Source organism: Allocoprococcus similis (assembly GCF_054660775.1).
In genome coordinates, this window is the sequence record NZ_BAAHSG010000040.1 from 21,904 (window position 1) to 41,050 (window position 19,147).

The following is a 19,147-nucleotide window of genomic DNA, read 5'->3' on the forward strand; positions in this document are numbered from 1 at the left end:
TCCTATCTTCCTTCTTTGATTGCATAAAATGCTTCTGTTTTTGCCTGTTCGCTGCTGAGACCTTTTTCCTCCAGCTGAAGGATGCGGGTCAGCATTCTCTCGTAATCACGCGGAATGATCTTCTTGAACTTCGGCAGGTATTCTTTGAAATGATCCAGGATTTCTTTTCCCGTCTCGGAATTGGTTGCTGCTACATGTTCTTCGATCATGCCTTTTAATTCAGATACATCGAACTTGGATGTTACTTTTTCGATATTAACCATCTGTTTGTTGACTTTTGTATAAAGATCACTGTCCATATCCAGAACGTAGGCAACACCGCCACTCATACCTGCGGCAAAGTTCTTGCCTGTTTTTCCAAGGATTGCAACACGTCCACCGGTCATATATTCACATCCATGATCACCGACCCCTTCTACAACTGCTGTTGCTCCGGAGTTACGGACACAGAAACGTTCGCCTGCCACACCATTGATATAGGCTTTTCCGCTTGTTGCACCATAAAGCGCTACGTTACCGATAATAATATTTTCATCAGCTTTGAATTTCACACCAGTCGGTGGATAGACGATCAGTTTACCACCGGAAAGTCCTTTTCCAAAGTAATCATTGCTGTCACCGGTCAGTTCCAGTGTCAGACCTTTTGGTATAAATGCTCCGAATGACTGTCCGCCTGCACCCTTACATTTCAGAACGTAGCTGTCCTCTTCCAGTCCGTCCGGATAACGTTTTGTAAGCTCAGAACCGAAAATCGTACCAAATGTACGGTCTGTATTTTTGACATCCAGCTCCAGGATTCTCTTCTGCTTCTTTTCCAGTGACGGAAGCAGTTCTTTTACCAGAACTCTTTCATCCAGTGTTTTATTCAGCTCAAAATCAAAGACTTTCTTCGGATTGAAGATCATGCCTTTCTTTTCTTTTGCATACGGATTATTGAGAATTCCGGAAAGATCCAGTGTTGCGGCACGTTTGGATGTCGGCACATCTCTTACTTTCAGAAGATCGGTTCTTCCTACCAGCTCATCCACGGTACGAATACCAAGTTTTGCCATATATTCTCTTAATTCTTCTGCGATAAAACGCATGAAGTTGATCACATATTCCGGTTTTCCGGCAAACCGCTTTCTCAGCTCCGGATTCTGGGTTGCAATTCCGACCGGGCAGGTGTCCAGGTTACATACACGCATCATAACACATCCCATAGTTACAAGCGGTGCGGTTGCAAATCCGAATTCCTCTGCTCCGAGAAGTGCTGCGATTGCCACGTCACGGCCGCTCATCAACTTACCGTCTGTTTCAATGCGGACTCTTTCACGCAGTCCGTTCTGGATCAGCGTCTGGTGTGTCTCGGAAAGTCCAAGCTCCCATGGAAGTCCGGTATTATGGATAGAACTTCTCGGTGCAGCTCCTGTACCTCCGTCATAACCGGAGATCAGTACCAGTCCGGCTCCTGCTTTTGCCACACCTGCTGCGACCGTTCCGACACCGGCTTCAGAAACCAGTTTGACAGAAATTCTTGCATCCTTATTTGCATTTTTACAGTCATAGATCAACTGTGCCAGATCTTCGATCGAGTAAATATCGTGATGTGGCGGCGGTGAGATCAGTCCCACACCCGGCGTAGAATGTCTGGTTTTTGCTACCCAAGGGTAAACCTTTCCACCCGGCAGATGACCACCTTCTCCAGGTTTTGCTCCCTGCGCCATCTTGATCTGGATCTCTTTTGCGCTGACAAGATATCTGCTTGTAACGCCAAAACGTCCACTGGCAACCTGTTTGATTGCAGAGCCTCTGTCGGTTCCAAGACGCTCGATATCCTCTCCACCTTCACCGGAGTTTGACTTACCGTGCAGTGCATTCATTGCAAGGGCAAGGGTTTCGTGGGCTTCCTGCGAAATCGATCCGTAAGACATTGCTCCGGTCTTAAATCTGGTCACGATTGAGTCCACGCTCTCTACTTCTGAAAGTGGGATTCCTTTCTTCGGATAATTGAAATCCATCTGTCCACGAAGGGTGATTCCTTTGGACTCTTCATCAACCATCTGTGTGTACTGTTTGAACATCTCATAATCGCCGCGTCTTGTGGACTGCTGGAGCATATGGATCGTTCTCGGGTTGTACAGATGCTTTTCACCACCGCTCTTCGACTTGTGCTGTCCCACACTGTTCAGCGTCAGATCTACGGAAAGTCCCAGCGGATCAAAGGCCTCGGAATGTCTTGCCATATAATCTTTTGCGATTTCTTCCAATCCGATACCACCAACACGGCTGACAGTTCCGGTGAAATATTTTTCAATGAATTCCTGTTTTAATCCAATCGCTTCAAAGATCATGGATCCCTGATAAGACTGGATCGTGGAAATTCCCATCTTCGATGCAATCTTGACGATTCCGCTTATAACAGCTTCATTATAGTCATTGACTGCTGCATAATAATCTTTCTGAAGCATATCTGTATCGATCAGCTGTTTGATCGATTCATGTGCAAGATACGGGTTGATCGCAGATGCACCATATCCCAAAAGGGTTGCAAAATGATGTACTTCTCTTGGTTCTCCGGTCTCAAGGATCATGGCAACCTCTGTTCTTCTCTTAGTTCTTACCAGATGCTGGTGAACCGCTGAGGTTGCAAGCAGGGACGGGATCGCAATGTGATATTCATCCACACCTCTGTCGCTCAAGATCAGGATATTCATGCCTTCACGGATTGCACGGTCTACCTGGATAAACAGATAATCGATCGCTTTTTCCAGGCTGGAATTTTTATAATAGGTAGTAGAAATTTCTGCCACACGGAAACCGTCGACTTTCATGTTACGGATCTTCAGGAGATCGGTATCTGTCAGGATCGGATCGTTGATCTTCAGTACATGACAGTTTTCCTCCTTTTGTTCCAGAAGGTTTCCTTCTTCTCCGACATATACCGTTGTCGAAGTCACGATTTTTTCACGGATCGCGTCGATCGGTGGGTTCGTTACCTGTGCAAATAACTGTTTGAAATATCCAAACAGAGACTGATGTTGCTCAGAAAGAACGGCAAGCGGTGCATCGATACCCATAGCTCCGATTCCTTCACTTCCATTCATTGCCATATTCAAAATCGAAGTCTTTACTTCTTCATAAGAATAGCCAAATGCTTTCTGCAATCTCTGGCATTCTTCTTTCGAATACTGCGGTACTTTCTGGTTTGGAATCTTTAAGTCACTTAAATTTACCAGCTGACTGTTCAGCCATTCACCATAAGGCTGCCTTGCCGCATATTCTTCTTTCAGTTCCTGGTCATCGATGACGCGTCCCTGTACAGTATCGACAAGAAGCATCTTACCAGGATGGATTCTTTCTTTGACCACAATCTTCTCCGGCGGGATATCCAGGACTCCGACTTCAGAAGAAAGGATCAATGTATCATCATCCGTGATGTAATACCTGGAAGGTCTCAGACCATTTCGGTCAAGTACGGCTCCTAAAATATCTCCATCTGAAAACAGGATGGATGCCGGTCCGTCCCATGGCTCCATCATCGTTGCGTAATACTGATAGAAATCCTTGATCTTCTGTGACATCGTTGCATTCTGTGCCCATGGTTCCGGGATGGTGATCATGACTGCCAGCGGAAGCGGCATGCCACTCATGACCATGAATTCCAGTGTGTTATCCAGCATAGCAGAATCGGAACCTGCGGTGTTGATTGCCGGAAGGACTTTATAAAGTTCTCCTTCCAGATGCTCGGATTCCATGTTTTCCTCTCTGGCACGCATCTTGTCTGCGTTACCACGGATGGTATTGATCTCTCCGTTATGTACGATAAACCGGTTCGGATGTGCTCTTTCCCAGCTCGGGTTGGTGTTCGTACTGAATCGGGAATGAACCACTGCGATTGCTGATTCATAATCCGGATTCTGCAGATCTTCAAAGAACATCCTGAGCTGTTTTACCAGGAACATTCCTTTGTACACGATGGTTCTGCTTGACAGGGATGCCACATAAGTATCATCGCTGCTTTGTTCAAAGACTCGTCTTACCACATAAAGGCGACGGTCAAAATCCAGTCCCTGTTTTACCTTTTTCGGACGTTCGATAAATCCCTGCATGATGCACGGCATGCATTCAAGTGCTTTCTTACCGAGGATGTCTTTGTGGATCGGTACTTCTCTCCATCCGAGGAATTTCAGTCCTTCTTTTTCGACAATGACTTCAAAAATATTTTTTGCCTGATTTCTTTTCAGTTCATCCTGCGGGAAGAAAAACATTCCCACACCGTAATCTCTCTCAGAACCTAAAAAGATGCCGAGGGGATGACAGACATTTGTAAAGAACTTGTGCGAAATCTGTAACAGTATTCCTACACCGTCTCCTGTCTTCCCTTCGGCATCCTTGCCAGCTCTATGTTCAAGATTTTCTACAATTTTCAGCGCATTTGCGACTGTGTCATGACTCTTTTGCCCTTTGATGTTCACAACAGCTCCGATACCGCAGTTGTCATGCTCAAAATCAGGGCTGTATAAGCCTTGGTCTTTCTTCTGTTGTACTACGCTCATATAACCTGCCCTTTCTGTAAAACGGTTTTGTTGTTGCTTTTATGATTTAACACTATACAGCATTTATCTCAAAAAGTAAACCCCTAATTTTACAGAAATTGTCAGATATTATTTGTTTTGTGAACTTTTTCTATAATTTTCAGTTAATTATCGTATTTCTTGTCTTATATTTTTGATTTTTACATAAATTAGAACTGTAACAAGCGTTGCCAGCATGGTAATTCCAACCGTTTTTCCTTCTGTTTCCAGGATCCAGTCAAAGCCTCCGTACCACGAAAGCAATAATGATGTAATATTCACAACAATATGGAACAGGACCGGCGCTGCAATATTCCGGAATTTCTCATAAATGCAGGCAAGCAGAAGTCCGAGTATCATTGCATAAAGTCCCTGTGGCAGATTTCCATGACCGACACCGAACAAAATGGATACAAACACACCTGCCTGCACAGCGGTAAGGCTCTCACGCATCCGCCGGTAGATCATCCCGCGGTAAACAAGTTCTTCTGCGACCGGAGCCAGGATCCCGCCTCCCGCCAGCTGAAGCCAGCGTGGTGCACTGTAAATGATCTGCTCTGTGCTCTGATAAACCTGGCTGATCCTCTGCATATTCATCAGCATGACGATATCATTCATCGCCACACACGCAGTCACTGCACCGACGAGCATAACAAGCCACATTCCATATCCGGAAGCTGCCTTATATTTCCACCAGGATTCTTGCTGCTTTTCATATCGTCCCTTATCTTTCCGGTAGATCCACGCAATCATTGGGATCGTAATGATCGAAGAGACTGCCCCAATTCCCATATTGCTGCGCAGACCGCAGGAAAGTGCAAATGTCGCTACTGCGATCTCCACACCCCATTTGATCAGAACCGCACTGAATAAATACCAGATGATTCTTCCTGTTTTCCTGTCTCGCATTCTCTATCTCCGCCTTTTCTTACTCAAATACTTTCCGGATTGCTTCTTCGCTTCCATTTACGGACCCCTGTACCATGACCGGTTTTCCGCCGCCTCTTCCGTCAAACTGTTCTTTGAGGATCTTGCTGTACGGGCGCACATCTTCGGTCTCGCTTCCGATCACGTAACGGTATCCGTCTGCCTCTGTTCCTGCAAATACCGCGCACACTTTGGTTTCTCGTTTCAGCACAAGATTCATCAGTTCTCGTGGCTCATTTCCACTTAATTTTTCATCAAAAATACAGACTATCTTCTGTCCTTCCGGTATCTTTTCTGCCTGCACTGCAAGAAGCTGCATTCTTGCCTCAGCGAGTTCACTTTTCAGCTGTGTCCCTTCGTCTTTGACGCGCTCTACAGCTTCTGCGATCAGCTCTTCTTTTGCCGAAAGGCTGCCCATGATTGCCCTGACACTGTCTTCTTTTTGCTGATAGTCCTTCAGCGCCCGTCTTCCGCAGAGCATGGTGATCCGGATTCCGCCTTTGTAATTCTGGCTCTGTACCAGTTTGATCAGACCGATCTCTCCGGTAAAATTCACGTGCGGTGCACAGCAGGCACACACATCGTATCCCGGAATCGTTACGATACGCACCTGACCGTCAATCTCAATCTTACTGCGGTAATCCAGCGTCTTCAGTTCTTCTTTGGACGGATAGCTTACCTGAACCGGCACATTTGCAAATACCGCTTCATTTGCCGCATCCTCTACCTCGCGGAGCTCTTCTTTTGTGAGCGGACCGCTTAAATCCAGAGTGCAGAGCTCATCATTCAAATGGAATCCCACATTATCATATCCAAAACGTGCATGAACGATTCCCGATACGATATGTTCTCCGCTGTGCTGCTGCATCCGTGAAAAACGTTTGTCCCAGTCAATCTGACCGGTCACGGTCTTTCCTTCTTCCAGTGCCCCTTCCAGATAGTGGAAGATCTGGTCTCCTTTTTCCTGTACATCATATACTCTGATCCCGTCAATCAGTCCGGTATCAGCTGCCTGACCGCCGCCTTCTGGAAAAAAGGCAGTTCTTGAAAGAACTGCCTCATATCCGTTATCGCACGGGCGGCAGGACACAACCTCCGCAGTAAATTCCTGCCGGTGACTGTCTGTGTAAAACAATTTCTCTGTCATATGTCCTCGCCTCTTTATCATATTGTCATTACTTCTGATGCTTCTGCCTTTTTACATTCTCTCCGGTGCTTCAAATCCAAGCAGATCGATGCAGGTTGTCAGAATGTCTCTTGTCAGTGTGAGAAGGGCAATGTAGCTCTTCTGCTTCTGTTCATCCTCTTCTGCCAGGATCTTGGTCTCATGGTAGAAACGGTTGAATGCATTTGCAAGATCGTAAATATATGCACAGATCTTGTGTGGTGCAAGCTCTTCGTAGACGTTCTGCATTACGCTTCCAAACTTCGCAGCTTCCAGCATCAGAGCTTTTTCGCTCTCGCTTGCAGCCGCAAGGATCTTAATATCGTCCATGCTCTTTCCTGATTCTTTGTATTTGTTCAGGATGGATTTGATACGAACGATGGTGTACAGGATGTACGGACCTGTATTTCCCTCAAAGGAAGTGAATCTGTCCACATCAAATACATAGTCTTTTGCTGCCTGGTTGGAGAGATCTCCGTATTTGATCGCAGCCATTCCGACCATCTTCGCTGTCGCTTTTGCTTCTTCTTCCGATACGGTACGGTTCTCAGTAATCTTCTCATACATCTTCTCGGTGATCTCACGGATCAGGTTCTCAAGACGCATGACGCCGCCTTCTCTGGTCTTGAACGGCTTTCCGTCTTTTCCGTTCATCGTACCGAATCCAAGGAAGGTCAGCTTGGTATCGTCTTTTACGATACCGGTCTTCTTCGCGCAGCGGAATACCTGTACAAAATGCAGTTCCTGACGCTTGTCAACCACATAGATGACTTCATTTGGCTGGAACAGTTCTTCACGTTCTACCAGTGTTGCAAGGTCTGTGGTGTCATAAAGTGCTGCACCGTCGGACTTCAGGATCATACATGGCGGAATCTCTTTGGTATCGGTCTCTTCTTTGACATCTACAACGAGGGCTCCGTTATCAATATGTGCATAGCCTTCATTTTTCAGTCTTTCTACCATATCCGGGATGTATTTCTGTGCGTCAGATTCCCCTTTCCAGAGGTCGAATTCAACATTCAGGTTCGCATAGTTTTTCTTTAAGTCTGTCACAGACACATTCATAATGTGATCCCAGATTGCACGGTAACCGCGCTTTCCACTCTGCAGCTGGAAGGTCGCATCCAGTGCTTCTTCTCTGTAATCATCATGCTCTTTTGCATAAGTGGATGCTGCCGGATAGATTTCCTCCAGGTCACTGATGGTAAATGGTGCCTCTTTTGGATATTCTCCGGTGAAATTATCATCAAAATACGGAAGATCCGGCTGGCGTTTCTTCAGTTCTGTGATGATCAGTCCCATCTGATATCCCCAGTCTCCAAGGTGGATATCACCAACTACTTTATTGCCCATAAAACGGGTGATTCTCTTTACGCTTTCTCCGATGATCGCGGAGCGGAGATGTCCAACGTGAAGCGGTTTTGCCACGTTCGGTCCGCCGTAATCAATGACGATTGTCTTTGGATTTGCTACTTCTTCCGCACCGAGCTTTTTATCTGCTTCCATCTGGTTCAGATATTCTGCGACTGCTGCCGGGTTGGTCTTCAGGTTGATGAAACCTGGCTTTACGGCTTCTGCTTCGCTGACATATCCATTTTCCGGAATCTTTGCCACGACTTCTTCGGCGATCATGATCGGTGCTTTGTGGTATTTCTTTGCACCTGCCATCGCGCCATTACACTGATATTCACATAAATCCGGGCGGTTGGAAAGTGTAACCCGCGCCAGCTCTTTCTCATATCCGGCATCTACAAATGCCTGTTCCAGTTCTTCTGTTATCAGATCCAGGATCTTCTTCATAGTATCGATCGTTCCTCTCTTTTTCATCATAAACGTTAGCGCAGACTCTCTGCCTGCGCCGCTTTATTTATTATATCGGAATCCTTATGTAAGCGCAATAGAAAATCGTAATCTGGGGACTGGATGTTGCCTGAAATTCTGCATTCTTTATGAATTTGGGGCAAGACAGCATCCACTTCTGCTGACGCACAACATTTTTCATAGACTTTACCGCTTTTTTCAGACGTTACTGGCTCACTGTATTTACAGTGTTACTGATCCACTGCTTTTTTCAGATCTTCCACTGCCTGTGCGAGCATTGCATCTGAACCAAGTGCCTGTTCGTAATCCGTTTCTACCTGTGCAAACAGCTCCTGTACATCTGTCTGTGTGGAAACTTCTTCAATCACCGTCTGAATCTGCTCGTCAGAGATCTCTGCCTGAATATCGAATTTCCCTTCTTTATCCTTAACCACATACAAGGTTCCAAGCCCCGGTACTTCGGTGTAAATTCCACGGATCTTCATATTGTACCGTACATACAGGATCCTGCTGCCTTCTGCTTTGCCGTCTTTCGTGTAAATCGCAATCCCATCGTATGCTTCGGCATAGGCTTCTTTTCCGGAAAGTTCCTGATAGTATGCTTCTACTGCATCCGCAAGCTCTTCGTCCTGATTCTCCAGAAGCGGATTGGTTTCCATCGCTGCGTACCCGGTATTTACTTTTGGCTCTTCTGTAACAACTGCACTTACTTCTTTTACCTCATCTTTTTTCTCTTTCGTAAGAAAAACGGTGACTCCCGCCGTCATAAAGCAGACCAGCAGATACACAAGACCAGTGTAGAAAATCTGCTTCTTTCTGCCTGTAAGGACGGGCATCCTTTTTTCTTCCGACATGGCATTTCCTCCTTTGCCACCTATCATACGCAATGCCAGCTTTTGCGTCAATAGCGAAGAAAGACTTGTTTTGACGGGTTTTGTCGAAGCTCTTTCTCACATCCAAAATTTCATAAGCTCTTTCTTACATCCAAAATTTCTGCTTGCTTTTTTCTCATGCAAGTGCTATATTAGTAGATGTCCTTGTAGCTCAGTGGATAGAGCACCGCCCTCCGGAGGCGGGTGCGTCAGTTCGATTCTGATCAGGGACGTGAAAAGACTGTGAAGCTTTTGTAGCTTGACAGTCTTTTTTAATAACTTGATCGTCTTTTCTTTATTGTCATTTTTTAAGTTATCGCTTTCATATAGGCAATTATCCTGACAAAAGATCTAACATCGTAATTTGTATTTTCAGTCAGGAAATCCATTCTAAATAAAGTATCACTTTTTGCGTTTTTCTCTCATACACAACACAAGAAAAACAACACACGCAAGAGCACTTAAGAACACACCTATATAAAATGTTGGCAACGCACTGGATTTTGCGCCATCAAAGGAAACCATCGGATAATACCATCCTTTATACCAGGTAAAATAAGCATACAGTTCACCAAGAACGATTGCCACTAATCCGATTCCTGCCAGAATCCGTTCTTTTGCTCCTATGTCTTTTGCCTGGATTAGCAGGACACCAATGATAAGCAGTCCAATCCCAACCGGATTGGCAATACTCTTAAATCCCCATTCTGATAACTCCGTCATATACTCCGGCGCAAACCATTTGAACGGCATTAGAATCATGCTGATTATGTAGCAATACAGGATATAGGTTTTCTTCATCTTGAATCCTCCTCAGATAATCTTTTCCCTTATGAACTTTTAAAGATTCTCCAAATACTTAATTGCCTCATGTACATTAGAAAAAGTTTTACAGTTCTTACAAAGCCATTGATTTCTTACATCCGTATCTTCTAACATAGGCATCCCATCTTCTAATAACCTGTTCATAGTACGCGCTGCATTTTTTACAGCTATTGGATAATCTTCCGCAATTTTTGCAGTTATTGCTCGATTTCCTTTTTCATACAATGGTTCCTCAACCTTCAAATCAGCAATAACTTTTTCCTTTTCTGCAACTGATTGCAGTGGTGGTATATAATACTTTTTGTGTAGCATGAACCAATATTCTATACATCCACTTGTCATCAGAAGTCTTACTCTGATATTCTGATCCTTTCGCAATTTCCGAAGCTTTTTAATTATCCGATACCGTTCATTCCATTTATTGATATCCTTAGTTTCAACATCAAAGAAAAACCATACCTCATCGATAACTTCTGTATAATCCCGATATTTGGAATCCTTTTTAAATCTTTCCTCTGCCCGGTCAAACAGCCCCGGTTCTTTAGGATATTGTATAACTGCCACATCACTAAATTTTCTCTTCAGATATTCTGTATAAGCCTGTTCACTCTCTCCTTCACAAAATACTTTTATGATAGATTTCCCTGCACCTCTACTCCCACACTCTCGCCTCTTTCTGGGCATTTATTCAACCTCCTCAATTTCCAGTTCCGGAGTGGCTCCATACTTTCCAGCCAGGTATCCTTTCCTGATATTGTCTGCTGTTTTGGTTGTAAAATCGGTAACACTATAGAGTTCAGACGAACCATCCTCTCTATTTTTATCCGCAAAATAAATCTGATCTTTTCGCATAAATTCCATATTCATCAGCTCAGTATTATGCGTAGTAAATATAATTTGTGCTCCATTTGGATTGCTGTTTTTACTCTGGAATTTTGCAATTATAAAATTCACAAGCATCGGATGCAGTTCTCGTTCTATTTCATCAACCAAAAGGACTCCTCCTTTTTCCAAAACAGATTCGATTGCCGGTGCCAATGACATCAGTTTCCTTGTTCCATCCGATTCATCTTCCAATTCCAGATTAAATAACCCTGTATCTCCATTTTCTAATACACCTTTGTGTTTCGACTGAGCCTTTATCTGGCACATCTTTAATTTTCCTTCTGAATTGTTCGACGTTTCCGATAAAATCTGTATAAATGACGTCAATGCTGTCTTCATATCTTCTGGTATGTTCTCCGGGAAATCAATTGTTCCTTCAATTTCTTTGTTTTCAATCTCAAACTGCATTTCCTCGATTCCAAAATCAGCTGTTTTCGCATAATCCGAAATTGCATTCAGCATATTACTGTCTCCTGAATATTCCAGAAGCTGTTTAGGAATATCTGTATAATCTCTCGAAAAAAATATAGCTTCCCGAAACCATTTCATTGCCCTTGCACAGGCTGCATCATTCATTGTACATGCAATAGAGAAAAACAGCTGATTCTCTGCCACAGTTTCACTGATCAATTTTCTCCGGGCTTTCTCTTCTGTAAAACTAAATTTTTGCAATTTTCTTGAAAATACCAGCGCCTTCTGACCTTTCGGAGCATGATACAATGACTCTTTTATGATCTTTTCTCTGGTCGCAGCAAATGAATACCAATATTTAACGCCATCTTCAATATAATCAAACGAAAACTCCGTTGGCTCATTCATCGAATAGTCATTAAGCAAAAAAGGCACTACCGGAACTGCTGCCTTTTCATGCTGGATTCTTTGTGCATTCCGAATAAATTGTACGCCAAGCCAGAATGCTCTTATCACATTACTTTTACCACCACCGTTTTTTCCATAAATGGCTACCCCTGGTAAAAGTTTCATATTATTTTGTTCAATCAGACTCTTTTTGAAAGAACCAAGTCCTACTGCTTCCATCGAAAGAACCGCTTCATCTCTGAATGATCTGTAATTTTTAAAACGAAATTCTATTAGCATATTTTCCACCTCTGGTTACAGTATATCCATTTTCCGCAAGAAATACAATCTATTTTATTTGTTTTTTTAATTTATTGCATTCAATTTCTTATAATCTGCTATAAGCTTTTAAAATACAGAATAATATGAGTCTTTCTGTTCTACTCTTCCAATAATTGTCATCAAAAGCAGCCATTTCTGACTGCTTTTAACTAATTGTCACTATTTATTTAATGCGTACATAACGTTCTTTCCACTTTAGTATCGATTGTGACCTGATATCCACATCTATTACACTTGTATGTCGTGTGTTTCGTTGTCCTTTGTTTAGAATCATAAAGATTATTGTTTTTTGAGCATTTAGTAGAAGCATATGTTTCCCATGCGTCATACGACACTCTATTTTGATTTAAACTACCTCCACAAGTACACGCCATTCCATAAGTAACAATATCTGCTGCTAATACTTTCTGCCCACCGAAGCTTAATCCGAACATCATAATCATAATAAATGCACAAATTTTTTTCATATTCATTTCCTCCTATTTCCGTCTACAAATACTCCATAACGTAAGAACGCCAATTACTCCCGCAATTCCCATCATCCAAAGAACTTCTATACGATGCATTTTCTTCCGAAACTTTTCTTCCATTCCAAGTGACTGCAGGATTTCCCATTCTCTTTTTTCTTCCTGCTTCTCTGCAAGGAACATCTGATACAGAACTATGGAAATCAGAATCATGTAAAACACTGCAAAAATGCTGTACATTCCTATAAAGGAATACAATTCCTGACGTATTTTCTTATACTCTTCATGGTTATTCTGCACATTTACAGCTGTTCCCTGTTTTAATATACTTAGAATATGCCCTTCCGTATCATACGCATCCGCATCATCCGATACCAGAATTTTTACAATCTGATCATATTCCATAATTCTGCTTTTCCCAAATTTCTTCCAGAAATTCTTTCCAACAATCATCGATATACCAGATCCACCTATCTGTGGATTCCGCACATCTTCTTCCTTCATGCCACGTAAAATCGCTGTTACCGGAATCGGGTTTTCGTTTCTGCTTCCATCCTCATTCAATGTATAAACCGGAAGTTCATCACCAACCTGTACCGTATCTTCTGATATTCCTTGTCCGTCCGGGCTGAATGCGCTCAGATATTTCCCATCATATTCCTGCAGTTCTGTAAGATCCAGAATGCAAAAATCTCCCTGTTCAAATTCTTCTTTTGTCAGGCTGCCTTCATCCAGATTTCTCAGGAAACGCTGTATATCCTGCCATCCGCCTATTGTAAGCAAAGACAATCTCACTTTCTCAATAGATATCTTTTCCTTTATTGATGTCTCATTCAGATATGCCAACAATGTTTCGACTACTTTCTGAAAATACTCACTTTCGGCATATTCTGACAGATCAATCCAGAACTCCTCTTTTTCATTGTTATGATATTGCTCTACAGAAGTTACTCCGGCAACCTGTTCCAGTTTATCCACTGTCTGCCTGGAAATTCCAGGAGAATTCGTAATCTCCATTGTACTTAAATAATATCCATTTCCTGTCAGTCTTTGATATACTTTCAGCTTTTCCTGTCTGGTTGAGATCTCTATCTTCCCAAATCCCGCAACCAGTAAAACACTTGCCAGAAGAACGATTTCCACACTCTTACGCACACGATGCATCTGCCATTTATGAAGTAAAACTCTCCCCGGCGTAAACCTTACGATCTTCCTATATTTTTCTCTTCTTTTCTGAACTTTCTTCTTTTTTTCTTTCAGAAGTATGCGAAGCTGCACTGCACTGAGTCCATAACTTGCCCCAATGCATAACACACTGAATCCAGTTCCAAAAAGAACTCCTTCCCAAGCAATTGCCTGTGGTAATGTCTGCTCGGTTATCTTTTCAAAAACAGGGATAACCAGCTGGTAAATCCCAATTCCTGCAAGATTTCCAACAATAACAGCCCCTGCACCAAACAGAACTGCTTCCCAGAAAATAATCTGGTACATCTGCCCTCTTCTCATTCCAAGTGCATCCAGGAACCTCCAGAACTGTTCTCTTGAGATAATCGAACGCGATACCGTAAGAAACAGGATACAGATCGACGCACCACCAATCAGCAAACGGATATTTTCCAGAAAATCCATATACGGAAGACTTACATCAGAAAGTTTGTCCTGTTCCACATTTTCATCCATGCCGCAGGTAAATTCTTCACTGTCTTTCAGATCTTCATAGACACTTTCACTGCCTTCTTTCGCTTTTACAAGCATATGCATATCCTGAATAGATCCAATCCTGTCACCGCCTTCCCGGGTCACAATCCCGGTCGGGAACCGATGCCGGTTGCAGATCTCCCAGTTTATCTGATAATCTTTTAGAATCCCGCACAAAGTATAAGCATAGCTTTTCGATTCCCCCTGCTCCAGAATGGAAAGCGCCGATGTAACGTCCAGTGTAATTTCTTTTCCAAGCATCTCCTCATATCCAAGTGAGCGAAGTGTACTGTATTCCATTGCGATCTCATGCTCATTTTCCGGCAGGCGCCCTTCTTTCATTTCCAGTCTGCCAAGCTTCCACGCCGTCTCGTCCATCGTCCCGATATTCATCTGACGGTTTTCCAGATAATCCCCGGAGATCGCACCATAGATCCTTATTTTCCCGGTCTGTGCAAGAAATGGATTCTCTTCTGCTACTTTCACCGAGCTTTCATCCATATCCACAAATACCTGTTCCCATTCCCCATATACCGCCTTGCGATTCTCGATATATGCGGCTTTCAGTCCTTCTGACATCTGGAAGCCAATCTGGACCAGTGTGCAGGTAAGAAGCAGGACTGAGACAATCAGGATGCTGTATTTCTTCTGGCTGCGAATTCTTTTTATACTGAGTTCCCGTTCAATTCCATGTCTTTTCTCTCTTTTCATCGCAATGCACCATCTTCCATATACACAATCCTGTCCGCATAATTGGCACTGTCCATATCATGTGTCACCATGACAATTGTCTGACGGTAAAGTTCTCTGGATGCGCAGATCAGCTTCATGATCTCCTGCCCGGTCTGATAGTCCAGATTCCCGGTCGGTTCATCCGCAAGGATCACTCCCGGCTTTGCCGCCATTGCACGGGCAATTGCCACTCTCTGCTGCTCTCCACCGGATAACTGATCCGGATAATCTCCATTCCTGTCCCATAATCCGACCTTTTCAAGAAGCTGTCGGATATAGGCTTTATCCGGTACTGTATGTGCGATATAAAGCGGCATACATACATTATCCCAGATCGTATACTCCGGCAGTAACTGATACTGTTGGAAAATAAACCCGATTTTCTTCTGCCTGATCTTGCAGATCCTCTTTTGGGAAAGTCCGTTGATCTGTATTCCATTCAGAAAGACTGCTCCGGTATCTGGCTTTTCCAGTGTTCCTGCAATCTTAAGAAAAGTAGATTTCCCGGATCCGCTTCGCCCCATCACTGCCACAAACTCACCACTTTTCACTTCAAAAGAAAACTCCTTTAATGCTGTGATTTTCTTTTCACCAAGGGTATAGCTTTTGCTTACCTTGTCCAGTCTGATTACGGTTTTCATCTTCCATCACCTCCTTCATTTGTTAGTCTTACTATACCAGATCTGTCTTTCGATTCACTTACCCTAATCTTACGATATCGTAAGATTACTCACTTCCCGCCCATGATCCTTTGCGATCATCTTTGGCAGTATAAACTGGAAGGTTGTCGCCTCTTCCAGACCACTCCGCTCTACAACCTTCAGTGTCCCCCGATGAAGCGTGACAATTTCCCTTGCAAGATGCAGGCCAATCCCGATTCCACTGCCTTGTTCCATCTGGTAAAAACGGTCAAAAATCAGCTCTCTTTTCTCTTTTTCAATCCGTTTTCCCTGATTAGTGATATACAGCTTGTAATAATCTGTATCTTCTTTCAGAAGAATCTGTATCTTGCTTCCTGTATCTGCATATTCTATGGCATTTTTCAGTACATTTTCCATTGCCTCTTTCAGCCAGAATCCGTCACAGGAAAGCAGGCATTCTTTTGGAACATCCTTTTCAAATCCAACGCTTTTTTCTTCCGCTAAAGGCTGTGTTCTGTCCATGCATTCTTCGATGAGTCCGGTCAGATTTTCTTTTTTCCGCTTCATCCAGATTTTCCCGGAATCAATCTGTGCAAGCCTCAGAAGCACGATCGTCATATCCGACATCCACTGCACTTTTTTCACACAGTCTTCCAGCTTCTGATACCGCTTTTCATTCTCTTCTGTCGCAAGAAGCACCTCCAGATTCAGAAGTGTTCCCGCGATCGGCGTCTTTAGCTGATGGGAAATATTTTCCATATAAGTTCCCATTTTCTGCCGGTCCCGATGCAGAAATTCTTTTTCTTCCGCTAGCTTTGCTTCCAATTCCCTGTCTTTTTCTGCAAATTGATTATTCAGTGTTTTTTTCCGTCTTTTCTCCATGTGCAGTTCTGTCAGCAGACCAGCAATGCAGATGATGCCGATTGCAAACACAAACGTGCCTCTTCCATAGCTTCGGATTCTTTTTCCCAGCCAGACTTTTCCTGTCTCTCCATATCCTGCCTCTTTCAATGCCTCGCAGCCCTTCTGATATGCTTCTTCATCCGGTTCTGTAAAGGCAGAAACCGTTCTGTCTTTTTCTGTCTGTCCAATCCAGGAAACAACCTGTCTTTCATAATTTTCTGCAAGAATATTCTGATATCCATAAAAAGCCAGCAATATCAAAAGAAAAATCAGAATCCATTTTCCCGGTATTCTCCATTTTTCTGTCTTTTTCTCAGATTTCATCATACACATCCTCTGCTTTCATCGTCCATGCGTAACCGACTCCACGCTTTGTCTCAATCGGATCCTGCTCACTTTCTGCAGTCAGCTTCTTTCTCAGCCGGTTCATATGTACAGACAAGGTATTGTCATCGATATAATTTTCATTGGAATCCCAGATAGTATCCAACAGGAACTCCCGTGCGACAAGATTCGGTGCATTTTCCAGAAGACTGCGCAGAACCTGGTACTCCGTCCTTGTAAGATCGATCCGGACACCATCCTTCTGCAAAATCTGATTCTGCAAATCCAGTTCATATTCTCCGCTTTTGATTCCTTTTTTCACTTTCTTGCCATTCTGCATACCGGTACGTCGCAGCAAAGCCTTGATTCTCGCAATAAATTCAAATGTGCGGAAAGGCTTTATCACATAATCATTTGCTCCCGCCTCAAATCCCTCTACAATAAATTCTTCACTGTCATAGGCTGATAAGAAAAGAATGGGATTGTCTGTATATCTGCGGATCTCCCTGCAGAGCATGATTCCGTTCCCGTCTGGCAGCTTCATGTCCAGTACATACAGCATATATTCTTCTTCTCGGATCCTTGTAAGCGCCTCACTACAGTTTTTTACTGCGACCGCATTCCATCCCTTTAGGTCCAGGATGTCTACGATTCCCTGTCTTACCAGATCGTCATCTTCAATTACTAAAATTTCTGTGTTCATGCTTGGAATTCCTTTCTTTATTTCTATTGTATGATTGCGTAAGCTGACTCCTACTTGATCTATATAATCGAGCAGGCTGACTCCTACTTGATTCGTATACTTTGTACACCATCTCGCTTAACAGCCAGATGATGTACATTCGCCAAATGCAGATTCTTGTGCAAGCACAAATCTGCACTTGGCTCATCGTATACACAAAAAGGTGCCGCAAACCTGCGACACCTCTTTAAGTCTTCTTCAAATGATTATCCAGCAGGCGTGCGCTTCTCCTGCATCTCTCAGGTTTCCCCTGTCTATACCATCGGCGTGTGGATCGCACGAAATCTTCCACCTTAAATAATCATATGAATAAATTTTTCTCTACTTTCAGTATATCAATATTATTCTCTTTTGTAAAGAATTTGTATGTAGAAAAAAGTTCATAATCATTGGGATGTCTTTCCCTAATATGCATAATCTGCACAACAGTTATAATAACTTCATCTGTTACTATATCCTCTGCTATACAATGGTATATTTCCCTGTCAATTTTCCCTACTCTATACACGTTTATAATCTATCCCTACTTCGCCACGATCCGAATCTCCTCCCCATCAGAGTAATACACGGAATCCGAAAGCACTTCCTCCGGCGCCACTCCGATCTGATTGATCTCTTTGACCATCTCCTGCATCCGCTCCGGCTCCATTCCAAAGCTTTCCGGCACCAGAATGACTTCATGGATACTGCTTGGCAGGATATAAAACCCCTCTCCGATCATCCCCCAGACCTTTTCCAAGAAATCCGGATACCGCATCACTGCTGCCCCCAGACTGCACTGCTCGTTCGTCGCCACATACATAAAGCGCACGATCTTCTGGATCTGCACCGGATAGATCCGCGGTGTATTCTTCTCGGCAAGACGCCGGATCTCTTCCTTTTCCACACGCCAGTACCGCAGATGCTCGTTGCGAATCTGGATCGCCGCCGAACCAAAGCGTGTGTTGTCTATCTGGATATAATAGACCACTGCCAGATCCAGGAACGGCTCATAAGGAATCTGCTTTAACAGTTCTTCGTTGGCATCCCGCCGGATCAGCTTGTACACGATATGCTCTTTTACATGATTAAAATCAAACAGATTCTGACAATCACAGGTCTTCTTCACCCGAATCTCCTGATAAATACTGCAAATGGAATCCGCCAGATCCGGTACCTGCTGCCCCTTCAGGTACTTCTGGTAAAATTCCTCCAGATAGATCGTCGGTGCAAGGTTGCTGTCCTCCTGCTTAAAAAGAATCCCCGTTCTTCTGGTTCCATTATTCTTTGTCACAGTGTACAGCTCTGTCCTCACCTGCGCATCTACCTGTCCTCTGATCTCGCATAACATAGCATTCATAAATTCTGTATAATTCATCCGTTCTCCTTCCCGAAAGCCATGCGCCGCAAAGAACCTTTTCTGCCATCTTAAGGCAGCTTATGATTTGAATATCACCTGCATTCAAGCAG

At 43.5% G+C, this 19,147-nt stretch carries 14 protein-coding genes and 1 tRNA gene; 1 reads left to right on the top strand and 14 read right to left on the bottom strand.

Annotated features, from left to right (window positions below; all coding sequences use genetic code 11):
- Positions 1 to 2 precede the first annotated feature (2 nt).
- The 5 genes from gltB to ACYQ5K_RS14545 all read right to left on the bottom strand — a co-directional run bounded on the left by gltB (position 3) and on the right by ACYQ5K_RS14545 (position 9,323).
- Entirely contained in the window at positions 3 to 4,538 is a 4,536-nt protein-coding gene (gltB, locus tag ACYQ5K_RS14525) for a glutamate synthase large subunit (protein ID WP_173687783.1), read from the bottom strand.
- Between the two features lie 147 nt (positions 4,539 to 4,685).
- Positions 4,686 to 5,465, bottom strand: coding sequence for a CPBP family intramembrane glutamic endopeptidase (locus tag ACYQ5K_RS14530; protein ID WP_173687782.1), 780 nt, complete (start codon positions 5,463 to 5,465; stop codon positions 4,686 to 4,688).
- Positions 5,466 to 5,484: 19 nt separating this feature from the next.
- Positions 5,485 to 6,630, bottom strand: coding sequence for an alanyl-tRNA editing protein (locus tag ACYQ5K_RS14535; RefSeq protein WP_173687781.1), 1,146 nt, complete (start codon positions 6,628 to 6,630; stop codon positions 5,485 to 5,487).
- A gap of 51 nt (positions 6,631 to 6,681) precedes the next feature.
- Entirely contained in the window at positions 6,682 to 8,448 is a 1,767-nt protein-coding gene (gene argS / locus ACYQ5K_RS14540; RefSeq protein ID WP_173687805.1) for an arginine--tRNA ligase, read from the bottom strand.
- A gap of 251 nt (positions 8,449 to 8,699) precedes the next feature.
- Positions 8,700 to 9,323 (bottom strand): hypothetical protein, encoded by a 624-nt coding sequence (locus ACYQ5K_RS14545; protein WP_173687780.1) that lies wholly within the window; start codon positions 9,321 to 9,323, stop codon positions 8,700 to 8,702.
- A 179-nt stretch (positions 9,324 to 9,502) separates the two neighbouring features.
- Here ACYQ5K_RS14545 and ACYQ5K_RS14550 point away from each other — a divergent pair.
- Positions 9,503 to 9,574, top strand: a tRNA-Arg gene (locus tag ACYQ5K_RS14550).
- Between the two features lie 169 nt (positions 9,575 to 9,743).
- Here the strand turns inward: ACYQ5K_RS14550 and ACYQ5K_RS14555 are convergent.
- The 9 genes from ACYQ5K_RS14555 to ACYQ5K_RS14595 all read right to left on the bottom strand — a co-directional run bounded on the left by ACYQ5K_RS14555 (position 9,744) and on the right by ACYQ5K_RS14595 (position 19,055).
- On the bottom strand, positions 9,744 to 10,142 hold the full coding sequence (locus tag ACYQ5K_RS14555) for a hypothetical protein (RefSeq protein ID WP_178025721.1): 399 nt from the start codon (positions 10,140 to 10,142) through the stop codon (positions 9,744 to 9,746).
- A gap of 39 nt (positions 10,143 to 10,181) precedes the next feature.
- Entirely contained in the window at positions 10,182 to 10,850 is a 669-nt protein-coding gene (locus ACYQ5K_RS14560; RefSeq protein ID WP_178025720.1) for an RloB domain-containing protein, read from the bottom strand.
- Complete coding sequence (locus ACYQ5K_RS14565) at positions 10,851 to 12,149, bottom strand: AAA family ATPase (RefSeq protein ID WP_178025719.1); 1,299 nt, start codon at positions 12,147 to 12,149, stop codon at positions 10,851 to 10,853. It lies immediately after the preceding gene.
- Between the two features lie 209 nt (positions 12,150 to 12,358).
- Positions 12,359 to 12,658 carry a hypothetical protein gene (locus ACYQ5K_RS14570; RefSeq protein WP_195231583.1) on the bottom strand — a complete coding sequence of 100 codons (300 nt, stop codon included), beginning with the start codon at positions 12,656 to 12,658 and terminating at the stop codon, positions 12,359 to 12,361.
- 12 nt (positions 12,659 to 12,670) lie between these two features.
- Positions 12,671 to 15,067 (bottom strand): FtsX-like permease family protein, encoded by a 2,397-nt coding sequence (locus ACYQ5K_RS14575; protein ID WP_459777819.1) that lies wholly within the window; start codon positions 15,065 to 15,067, stop codon positions 12,671 to 12,673.
- The gene (locus ACYQ5K_RS14580) at positions 15,064 to 15,729 is read right to left on the bottom strand and encodes an ABC transporter ATP-binding protein (protein WP_173687777.1); all 666 of its coding nucleotides are present in this window, start codon (positions 15,727 to 15,729) and stop codon (positions 15,064 to 15,066) included. Before ACYQ5K_RS14580 ends, ACYQ5K_RS14575 begins: the two co-directional genes overlap by 4 nt.
- Positions 15,730 to 15,798: 69 nt before the next feature.
- Positions 15,799 to 16,959 (bottom strand): sensor histidine kinase, encoded by a 1,161-nt coding sequence (locus ACYQ5K_RS14585; protein WP_173687776.1) that lies wholly within the window; start codon positions 16,957 to 16,959, stop codon positions 15,799 to 15,801.
- Positions 16,946 to 17,659: a response regulator transcription factor gene (locus ACYQ5K_RS14590; RefSeq protein ID WP_173687775.1), complete on the bottom strand. Its 714-nt coding sequence runs from the start codon at positions 17,657 to 17,659 to the stop codon at positions 16,946 to 16,948. The genes ACYQ5K_RS14585 and ACYQ5K_RS14590 overlap by 14 nt, the downstream gene beginning before the upstream one ends.
- Positions 17,660 to 18,221: 562 nt before the next feature.
- Positions 18,222 to 19,055, bottom strand: coding sequence for a DUF5688 family protein (locus ACYQ5K_RS14595; RefSeq protein WP_173687774.1), 834 nt, complete (start codon positions 19,053 to 19,055; stop codon positions 18,222 to 18,224).
- Positions 19,056 to 19,147 lie beyond the last annotated feature (92 nt).